Below are 8657 nucleotides of genomic sequence, written 5' to 3'. Positions count from 1 at the left end.
ATGGGTTTATTACTCCTTACCAGGCTAGATTCAATTTCTTTGGATCCTAATGTTCCCATTTTGCTTGACCATTACAGAGTAAGTGGGAAGAACACGCAATTTTAAATGATTTGTCATTTTTGGAATTCCGAGGCAGAGAATTAAATACAATAACCTTTGATATGCAGTTAACTGACAGTTTAGGAAGTGACATAACCGGAACATTAACAAAACTCAATAATATACTTGAAGATGGCGAAAATCATTATCTTTCAATTGGTGGAAATACAATCGGAGAATTTCCTTTCATATTAGATAGTATATCTGAAGTTTTTAACAAATATTATAACGGCTTTAGATATGTGGAGGTTACGGTTACTTTAAAAGAATATAGGGATAATACAAAAAGTTTAAGGCAACTCCGAGAAGAAAGAAGTACAAAAAATCAAGTGCAGCAAATGTCAGAAGGGGAAATAATAGATAGTCAGGGAAGTGTTAGAGATGCATGAGATAACAAATAAAAGTTTGAAAATAAATTATATGCCAGATAATCTTATAGAAGAAATTTTGCAGAATGGCCGAACTATTTTAACTACATTTGCTGGAACTGTTCCATTAATGCGAGAATTCGCTCAAGATTGGGCTTTGATTGATAGAAAATCAACAGAGGTTACAAATATCCTTTTAAATAAATTAATACCTTTATTTAAAAGATATGAGCCTAGAATAAGAATAAATAGTTTAAGGGTTGAATTGAAAGATGGAGAAGAAACAAATGGGAATTTTTATATAATATTGGAAGTGGAGGTGATAGTATAGTGTCTGATTATGAAAATTTTGATTTTATAGATACAACGGCAAAAGATAATGAGATAACAGCTGTTAATAAATATGCAGAATTAACAGGAATACAATTACAAGAAGCAGATCCCCGAAGGATAATCTTTAAGTCAGTAGCATATATGTTAGCTTTGGCACAGGAAGTAATGAATGACACAGCTAAACAAAACTTTTTAAGATTTGCAAGAGACAACAGGCTGGATGCCAAAGGCGAATTATACGGAACAAGAGGAAAAAGGTTAGGAGCACAGCCGGCCAGAACAACTATAGAGTTTGAAATAAGTGCTGTACAACCTGTGGATGTTGTAATTGCAAGAGCTACAAAAATATCAGTAAATGAACTTGTATTTGAAACCGAAGAACAGGTAAAAGTATTAAAAGGAAATGTTAAAGCAAGAGTTCAGGCGGTATGTACAACAGCCGGAGAAGTAGGGAATGGATATTTACCAGGACAGATAACAAATATTGTTGATTTATTTCCATATTATAAGGCTGTTACTAATGTAACAGAAACAAGCGGGGGAACAGAAATAGAATCAGATGAGAGATACAGAGAAAGGCTTATGGAAGTTCCGGAAAGTTTTTCAGTTGCAGGACCGTCAGGAGCTTATGAATTTTGGGCGAAGTCGACAAGTACAGATATTATAGATGTCAAAGCTCTAAGTCCACAGCCTGGATATGTTGATGTATATGTATGGACTAAATATGGAAAACCAACAGAAGAGTTAAAAAAGCATGTTTATGATGTAATAAATGATAGAGAATTAAGACCTCTTACAGATTTTGTAAATATAAAAGAACCAGAAATAAAAGAGTACAATGTAGAATTAGAATTTTATATTGATAAATCCAATGAAAAACAAGCTACTTCTATAAAAAATAATGCAGAGTTAGCAGTTCAGGAATGGACAGAATGGCAGAAAGGGAAGCTGGGTAGAGATATAAATACAGATGAATTAATACACCAGCTAAAATTAATAGGAGTAAAAAGAGTTAACATAATAAGTCCGGTATTCAAAGTTATCAATGAAAATGAAGTTGCAGTCGTAAAAGATGAAATAAAAGTAATTTTTAAAGGAGTTGAACTAGAATGAAAAAATTTATTGATGATGTCAGTTTATTGGATCTTATACCTTTTAATTTTAAAAATGATGAGGATACTTTAAATGTATTAAAATCAATAAATTACATGCTAAAGAATTTTATTCAAAATATTCCGGAAGTTATATTGTTTGACAGAATAGATGAACTGGAAGAGTGGAAAATAGATGAACTGGCTCTTGATTTGCATGTGGATTATTATAAATCTGATCTACAAATACAGCAAAAAAAAGAATTATTAAAAACCTCGCTAATAACACATAGGACAAAGGGGACACCATTTGCAGTAGAAAAAATAACAAGTATCTTATTTGGAAATGGAGAGGTTAAGGAGTGGTTTGAATTTGGAGGAAATCCTGGAGAATTTAAAGTAACTACTCAGGGAGAACTGGAAACAATAGAGGATTATTACAAAGTAATTGAGGCAATAAATGAATATAAAAATGTTCGGTCATGGTTAAAAGCAATTTCTTTCGAAAGAAAAAGTAAAGACCAATTACATTATGGCACGGTTTCAGTTATTAGAAATAAAGTAATATTAATATGAGAGGAGTAAAAAAGAGTGGCTGTTTTTGAAGGTTTTATATTAACGAAAAAAGGGGAAGAGCTGTTAAGAAAAGCACTGTTAGGAGAAAAAATAACATTTACAAATATAAAAATAGGAAGTGGAGAAGCTGTTGATATATACAATTTAGAGAGTTTAGTGGAAGAAAAAGCAACATATCCAATAAATCAAATAAAACTGGAAAAAGAATCGGTTTTATTAAAGACAATATTTAATAATAAAGAAAATTCAGAAGGATATTATATAAAGGAAGTGGGGATTTTTGCAAAAGGTGAGGATAACAAAGAAATATTATATTCTTATAATAAGGCTAAAATTCCGGATTTATTTCCACTATATGATAATAAGAATTTATTTGAATATGAATATTTGCTTTATACAGTAATTAAGCAAGCTGAAAATATAACAGCAATTATAGATGAAAGCACAACATATTTAACTAAAGATGAGGCAAAAGAAATATATGTTGCTAAGACACAAAAGGCGACAGCAGAAGAAGAAGGAATAACGAGTTTTAAAAAGATAGCTGATTATTTGTACCCTGTGGGAGCGATTTATACAAGTGTAGATGAAAATTTTAATCCTAATGTTATTTTTACTGGAGATTGGGAAAGATACGCAGAAGGTAGGACTTTGATTGGAGTTGATGCTAATGATGTTAGTTTTAATGCAATAGAAAAAACAGGTGGAAACAAGACAACAACCCTAACAATAGATCAAATACCAGCACACACACATGGAATTAATGCGGCTGGGAATCACGCACATGGAATTCATGCAGTCGGAGATCATGCCCATACTGTCGGAGATCACGCACACTATATGCCAGCACACCAGCATATAATCCCGTGGGGAGAAAATCCAGGAGTTTATCAGCCAGACTGGGGAATATGGCATGCTGGTGGTGGTGGAAGAATGGGAAATGATAAATATACATGGGATAATGCGTGGGGTATGACATCATGGTCTGATGGTTGGACAGGTGGTTCAACACCTGGAACATATGGAGCAGGAAACCATGCCCATGGAATGGATGCAGCAGGAAATCATGCACATACAGCGAATAATACCGGTGGAGGAAAAGAACACAGTAATTTACAACCGTATATAACTGTTTATTTTTGGAAAAGAATATCATAAAAAGGAGAGAAAAAATGATAAAAGCTATAATAGATAAAAAAATGCTTATGGAAAAAAATACAATTCAAGTAAATAGGATGCTAAAAGAAGATGAGAAATTTATTTTAAATGAAGAAACAGATTTATTATTTGAAGCCCCTTATTTGTTCCCATTTGCTAAGTTTGAAGAAAATAAAATAATAAAATTAACAGATGAAGAAGCAAAGATAAAAGGATTAATGCCTTTACAAAATAATGAAGCCGTTCTAAATAATAAACTTGTAAGATTGGAAGTTTATGAAAAATATGAAAATGGGGAAATTGTAATAAATGAGGAACTAAAAAAAGAATATATAAATAGTAAAATTTTATATTTAAAGAGTGAAAGAGTAAAATTGAGGAAAGAAAGAAGAGACTTTATAGAATTTGAAGAAGATACAACAGAGTTAGATAAAAAAATAAATGAAATAACAGAAGAATTACAGAAATTGGAGGGATAAAAATGAAATATAATGAAGTAAAAAAAGAACATATACCAATAAATGCTAAAAAAAGACCAGGTAAAAAATTGTCAGCTTATAACTGGATAACTGTCCATAATACAGGAAATCCATCAAGTTCTGCAAAAAATGAAAGAGGCTGGTTAACTAATCCAGAAAATACAAGATCAGCGAGTTGGCACATAGTCGTTGATGGTAAAGAGGCAATTGAAGCTATTCCACTTGATGAGATAGCTTATCACGCAGGAACATCAGAGGGTAATAGTACAAGTATAGGAATTGAAGTATGTGATAGTGCAGGAGAAGCTGGAGAAAAAAAAGCAATTGAATTAATTGCAAGTCTACTAATTGCCAAAGGTTGGGGAACTGAAAAGGTTAGAACTCATAAATCTTGGAGCGGAAAAGACTGTCCACATATAATTTTAAAACATTGGGAACAATTTATAAAAGATATAGAGAAAGAAATACAAAAACAAAAAGGAGTTTCAGGACAGTTGGATAATAAAATTTATCTGGTACAAAATGGTAAGAATATAGGAGAAATAAGCGAAATAAAATTATATTAGGAGAGTGGAAATTATGGGATTAATGGCAAAAATGTATATTGTAGGAAAAATTAATGAGTGGATCAGAAAAAGAATCTTGGAAGAAGAAATTGTGAACAAAGGGAAAGCAGGAGCAGATAAGCTTCAAAATATACTGGATGATTATGTGTGGGATAATATAGAGAAATTCGTTAAATCAGCTAAATTAAAAGATAATAAATTTATTCCGAACTTTATAGAGGATTTTACAGAAGATATTTTTGAAGGAGTATTCACAGAGCTTAGGGAGGTTTTTGATTTGAGAAACCTATTAGAATCAATATTAAAAGAGGAAAAGAAAGCAATAGGGATCTAAAATATGAGGGGAGAACATAATGGATTTTATACTGAATATATCGCATATACTATTTATAGTGTATGCGATAATAATAGGGAGTTTAGGGAATATAACCTATAGAGCAGAGAAAAATTTGCCAATAAAGCCGATATGGTTAAGAGTATTATGGGGTTGCTTTGCTTTAGCAGTATATCTAACAGCATTACAGAAGTATTTAAAAGTAGAGGAATTAGATTTGATAAACACATTTCCGATATTCTTATTAGGCTTTTTAAGTGAGATGATGGCAAAAATACTTCCTGACTTAGTAGAAAAATATATAAAAAATAAGGCAGGTGGTAATAATGAAAAAAAGTAGACAGGATTATACAAGAAGATTAATAGTAAGACTAGCTGTATTGATAATGCTGTTAGGAGTGTTACAGGAGAGTATAAGACATCATCTTATGAAAGAAGATTTTAAAGCATTAAGAGAAGTGGCGGTAATGTATCCGTCGGAAACAGAAGAACGGATGATGTTAATAGAAGGAAAACGAAGAATGAAAATGACAGATACAGTAAATGTAGCAGTTCAGATAATAAAGCTTAGTTTCTTATTATTTGTATTATATGATTATGATAAAAAATATTTTAAAAAGATAGAACCCAGTTAATTTATTGGGTTCTTTTTTAAAATGTAGAAAAACTAAGGAAAATGAAAAATATTGTTATAAATGCCAAAAAGTCAGAGAAATTATTTTGGAGATTTCTATTAATCATCTATATTCAAAATCGTATAATTGTATATTATTTGTTAGAATTATAATATAAAATATTATGGAGGTGTATTATTATGAAAGAAGATATACAGAATAATTTAGACATTTTAAAAGAGCAAGTTTTGGAATCATTGGAAGAATTGAAAAAAGAAGATAATTTCCTGACTAGGATAAAACCACAAATGAAGAAAGAACTTATAACTGCATCACTTAAGATGAAAACGGCTAAGGGAGTTGGGCGAGCAGATTGGCCGGAAATTGATGAATGGTTTGATGAATTTTTGAAAAAATATTTCAATTAATATATTTGAGTGTGATAATTAAATGTATTATAATTAAATATTTAAAAAATGGAGACTTTCAAAATTTCTATGTAAACTTTAAAAACTTAATAAAGTTAAAATACTCTATGGAATTCCAGAGAGTATTTTTTTATTTAAATTTACGTTCCCATTTGATATTTTCTCTTATGATTTTAGCAGGAACTCCAGCCACAATACTATTTTTTTTATTTATATTACCACTAACTAAACTTTTGGCTCCTATCACACAGCCGTCTTCAATATTAGAACCTCTAAGAATAGTAACATCCATCCCAACCCAAACATTGTTATTTATAGTCACTTGTTTTCCTTTATTAATTAGGTAATTATCAAGATCATAAATAGGATGACTATCAGTATTTCTAATATTAATTCCATATGAGAACATACAGTTTTTCCCAATAATAATTTGATTATTAGTTTCTTCCGAAATTAAATTAACACCAGTGAAAGTTGTATACTCTCCTATAGAAATTGTACCTTCATTGGAAAACTGATGGATATTACTACCTTGTATATTAGTATTTTCATCAAATTTGATATAACTATTATTTGCTGTAATTTGGATTTTACACTTAGCCACTTTTGAATTAGCTGATAAAGTTATATTATTGTTATCTCCAGTTATTTCGATGTGGCATTCCTTAAGAACGGAATTATCTGAAGTTGTAATACAATTGTTTCTACCTTTTATTTTTATCTTATTGTACTTTATTTTGGAATGTTTTTCGAAGTTTAATTTATTGCTTTTTTTAACTTCTAATTTGTTTGTTAATAGATATTTAAAATTCAAGATGTAAGACCTCCTATTAAATTTGATTTATTATAGCATATAGAGAAATTATTTTAAAGAATGAGGAACTTTTTTTGATATTTCTGTTTCATGTAAAATAAATAATAAAATATACTAATAATACATAAATATATTTTCAAAGTTTATAAAAAAAGAATTTTCAAAAAAATTATCGAATTATTCAGAACATCCACAAAACTGATAAACAAGGAGATGCCTCATTAGGCATCTTCTTATTTTTGATTCTTATAGTGTTCTAGGTGGATATATTTATTATTCCACTTGTGAATTTCAATCATTGTACAAGCTAAGGAATCAATACAATTATATTCAATAATTATTTTTTTATGTATCGCTCTTAATTCTTTCTCTAAATTTACTAGGTTTGACATGTGTGTACCCATATCTTTAAGTCTTGGATTATATTTAATTTAAAATTTAGGTTCTAGTCTTTTTCCCAAGAAAGCATCAGCCAGAACATCTTTTGCTTTTAGTTTAAATTCTTTTAAGTATGGCCGTATTTCTTTTTTACAACGTTCTGCCCTTATGCCTGTTAACCACATAGGCAAAAAGTCAAGTTCTAATAAGGTTGTATCTTGTTTGCCGCTTTCAGTAGGTATGGACATCATGTCCACACCTTCGTTTAAAGTCTCATCACGCTTGATTCTCTTAAGTTGTCCACTTGGATCAATACCTAAAATTTCACAGAAAGCTTTCACAATGATATAAATTTTACCTTCTTGTGTTTTAATTCCTGTTAAATTAACTCCATTAAACTCAACTTCTTTTTTTAAAATTTTCATAATTTTTCCTCCTAAAATCTATTGTTTTTGTTGATTTTAAGAGCTTTTTTTGATATAATATTCTTGTCACGGAAATATTAAATCTTCAAGCTCTTTTCTTTATGAAAGGGGCTTTTTTTATTTTTTACTTTCAAAATACTCTGAACATATTATTCTTATCATAGCAGCTAATGAAATATTTTTTTTATTTGCTTCTTCTTTGAGCTGATTATAAAGCTTTTCAGGTACTTTAAAATTCAAACTTTTTTTATCCATAATGCACCTCTTTCATAATACCAATATACTACCGTTTTGACAGAAAGTCAAGCGAATATTTTGAGAATAAAAAAAATACGACTTGTAAAAATTGTCGTAAACCATTATAATTGTTGATATGGGGGAATGCTAAAAAGTCTGTCGTTGAATTTAATGTGTGTCTGGGCACCACTGAGAACCGCGAGAAGGTTTTAAGAGCTTATTTTATAGGTCTTGTAGAGATTTGTAAAATGGGCTTTTTTGTTTAAATAGAATAAAATAAGAGAGGGATTAAGTAAGGGAGAAAAAATATGTTTTATAATAAAGTAATTGAATTATTCGAGAATAAGAGCTTATTTGCAGAATTAGTTGATGAAATTGATACTAGAAAATTTGAATTTGAGGAAGAATGGACAACTGGGAAATGGAAAGGCGGAATAAACACTAGAATAATAATTTTGAAAAGAAAAGAGGAATTAGATAATCAAAAGGCTTTTGCTGTTTTATATAAGTATATTTTACTAGATTGGGAGGGGTGGGAACCGGATTTTGTAATATATAATAATGAGTCAGATAGAAAAAAATGGAAAGAGAGTTTAAAGGATGGCTGGATACCAAATTACTTTCCTGAGAGAGATTTAACTTTGAAAATGGTTGATGTAAATAAATTTTTTGAATACGGAGATTGTAGTGCTATAGTAAAGTAGGAACACCAAAATCTAAACAATGATATAATAAAAAAAGAAAGAGGTGTTTTGAA

Annotated in this window: 14 protein-coding genes and 1 pseudogene; 12 read left to right on the top strand and 3 right to left on the bottom strand. The window is 29.9% G+C overall.

All coding sequences use genetic code 11. The annotated features are described in order from the left end of the window. Window positions 1-86: 86 nt before the first annotated feature. The 11 genes and pseudogenes from NK213_RS18145 to NK213_RS18095 form a co-directional block, all read left to right on the top strand. Window positions 87-488: pseudogene (locus NK213_RS18145) on the top strand (phage tail protein); the annotation flags it as partial. Next, window positions 481-798 carry a hypothetical protein gene (locus NK213_RS18140; RefSeq protein WP_253351854.1) on the top strand — a complete coding sequence of 106 codons (318 nt, stop codon included), beginning with the start codon at window positions 481-483 and terminating at the stop codon, window positions 796-798. The pseudogene NK213_RS18145 and the gene NK213_RS18140, both read left to right, overlap by 8 nt. Beyond that, window positions 798-1913 (top strand): baseplate J/gp47 family protein, encoded by a 1116-nt coding sequence (locus tag NK213_RS18135; RefSeq protein WP_253351852.1) that lies wholly within the window; start codon window positions 798-800, stop codon window positions 1911-1913. The genes NK213_RS18140 and NK213_RS18135 overlap by 1 nt, the downstream gene beginning before the upstream one ends. Then, the gene (locus NK213_RS18130) at window positions 1910-2467 is read left to right on the top strand and encodes a phage tail protein (RefSeq protein ID WP_253351850.1); all 558 of its coding nucleotides are present in this window, start codon (window positions 1910-1912) and stop codon (window positions 2465-2467) included. The genes NK213_RS18135 and NK213_RS18130 overlap by 4 nt, the downstream gene beginning before the upstream one ends. Window positions 2468-2482: 15 nt before the next feature. Further along, a complete protein-coding gene (locus NK213_RS18125; protein WP_253351848.1) occupies window positions 2483-3625 on the top strand; it encodes a hypothetical protein in 1143 nt (380 codons plus the stop codon). 14 nt (window positions 3626-3639) lie between these two features. Next, on the top strand, window positions 3640-4104 hold the full coding sequence (locus NK213_RS18120) for a hypothetical protein (RefSeq protein ID WP_253351846.1): 465 nt from the start codon (window positions 3640-3642) through the stop codon (window positions 4102-4104). Window positions 4105-4106: 2 nt separating this feature from the next. Continuing rightward, a complete protein-coding gene (locus NK213_RS18115; protein WP_253351844.1) occupies window positions 4107-4670 on the top strand; it encodes an N-acetylmuramoyl-L-alanine amidase family protein in 564 nt (187 codons plus the stop codon). 13 nt (window positions 4671-4683) lie between these two features. Then, window positions 4684-5004 carry a hypothetical protein gene (locus NK213_RS18110; protein ID WP_253351839.1) on the top strand — a complete coding sequence of 107 codons (321 nt, stop codon included), beginning with the start codon at window positions 4684-4686 and terminating at the stop codon, window positions 5002-5004. A 19-nt stretch (window positions 5005-5023) separates the two neighbouring features. After that, entirely contained in the window at window positions 5024-5344 is a 321-nt protein-coding gene (locus NK213_RS18105; RefSeq protein WP_253351837.1) for a hypothetical protein, read from the top strand. Further along, on the top strand, window positions 5331-5639 hold the full coding sequence (locus NK213_RS18100; protein ID WP_253351830.1) for a hypothetical protein: 309 nt from the start codon (window positions 5331-5333) through the stop codon (window positions 5637-5639). Before NK213_RS18105 ends, NK213_RS18100 begins: the two co-directional genes overlap by 14 nt. A 179-nt stretch (window positions 5640-5818) precedes the next feature. Beyond that, complete coding sequence (locus tag NK213_RS18095; protein WP_253351828.1) at window positions 5819-6046, top strand: hypothetical protein; 228 nt, start codon at window positions 5819-5821, stop codon at window positions 6044-6046. A 130-nt stretch (window positions 6047-6176) separates the two neighbouring features. On the opposite strand, the gene NK213_RS18090 is transcribed toward NK213_RS18095, so the two are convergent. From NK213_RS18090 to NK213_RS18080, 3 genes are all read right to left on the bottom strand, one after another. Then, entirely contained in the window at window positions 6177-6860 is a 684-nt protein-coding gene (locus NK213_RS18090) for an acyltransferase (RefSeq protein ID WP_253351826.1), read from the bottom strand. A gap of 431 nt (window positions 6861-7291) precedes the next feature. Then, window positions 7292-7663: a phage antirepressor N-terminal domain-containing protein gene (locus NK213_RS18085; RefSeq protein ID WP_253351824.1), complete on the bottom strand. Its 372-nt coding sequence runs from the start codon at window positions 7661-7663 to the stop codon at window positions 7292-7294. A 117-nt stretch (window positions 7664-7780) separates the two neighbouring features. Then, window positions 7781-7918 carry a hypothetical protein gene (locus tag NK213_RS18080; RefSeq protein WP_253351822.1) on the bottom strand — a complete coding sequence of 46 codons (138 nt, stop codon included), beginning with the start codon at window positions 7916-7918 and terminating at the stop codon, window positions 7781-7783. A gap of 290 nt (window positions 7919-8208) precedes the next feature. On the opposite strand from NK213_RS18080, the gene NK213_RS18075 reads away from it, so the two are divergent. Beyond that, complete coding sequence (locus tag NK213_RS18075) at window positions 8209-8604, top strand: hypothetical protein (protein ID WP_253351820.1); 396 nt, start codon at window positions 8209-8211, stop codon at window positions 8602-8604. Window positions 8605-8657 lie beyond the last annotated feature (53 nt).

This window comes from Sebaldella sp. S0638 (assembly GCF_024158605.1).
Lineage (GTDB): Bacteria > Fusobacteriota > Fusobacteriia > Fusobacteriales > Leptotrichiaceae > Sebaldella.
Note: the sequence above shows the minus strand (reverse complement) of the source record. Positions and strands in the feature narration are given on the sequence as shown.

Excerpts from the sequence above, each read along its gene's own strand:
- NK213_RS18140 (WP_253351854.1), top strand. The coding sequence starts at position 481 with ATGCATGAGATAACAAATAAAAGTTTGAAAATAAATTATATGCCAGAT.
- NK213_RS18130 (WP_253351850.1), top strand. The coding sequence starts at position 1,910 with ATGAAAAAATTTATTGATGATGTCAGTTTATTGGATCTTATACCTTTT.
- NK213_RS18120 (WP_253351846.1), top strand. The coding sequence starts at position 3,640 with ATGATAAAAGCTATAATAGATAAAAAAATGCTTATGGAAAAAAATACA.
- NK213_RS18115 (WP_253351844.1), top strand. The coding sequence starts at position 4,107 with ATGAAATATAATGAAGTAAAAAAAGAACATATACCAATAAATGCTAAA.
- NK213_RS18110 (WP_253351839.1), top strand. The coding sequence starts at position 4,684 with ATGGGATTAATGGCAAAAATGTATATTGTAGGAAAAATTAATGAGTGG.
- NK213_RS18105 (WP_253351837.1), top strand. The coding sequence starts at position 5,024 with ATGGATTTTATACTGAATATATCGCATATACTATTTATAGTGTATGCG.
- NK213_RS18100 (WP_253351830.1), top strand. The coding sequence starts at position 5,331 with ATGAAAAAAAGTAGACAGGATTATACAAGAAGATTAATAGTAAGACTA.
- NK213_RS18095 (WP_253351828.1), top strand. The coding sequence starts at position 5,819 with ATGAAAGAAGATATACAGAATAATTTAGACATTTTAAAAGAGCAAGTT.
- NK213_RS18085 (WP_253351824.1), bottom strand. The coding sequence starts at position 7,663 with ATGAAAATTTTAAAAAAAGAAGTTGAGTTTAATGGAGTTAATTTAACA.
- NK213_RS18080 (WP_253351822.1), bottom strand. The coding sequence starts at position 7,918 with ATGGATAAAAAAAGTTTGAATTTTAAAGTACCTGAAAAGCTTTATAAT.
- NK213_RS18075 (WP_253351820.1), top strand. The coding sequence starts at position 8,209 with ATGTTTTATAATAAAGTAATTGAATTATTCGAGAATAAGAGCTTATTT.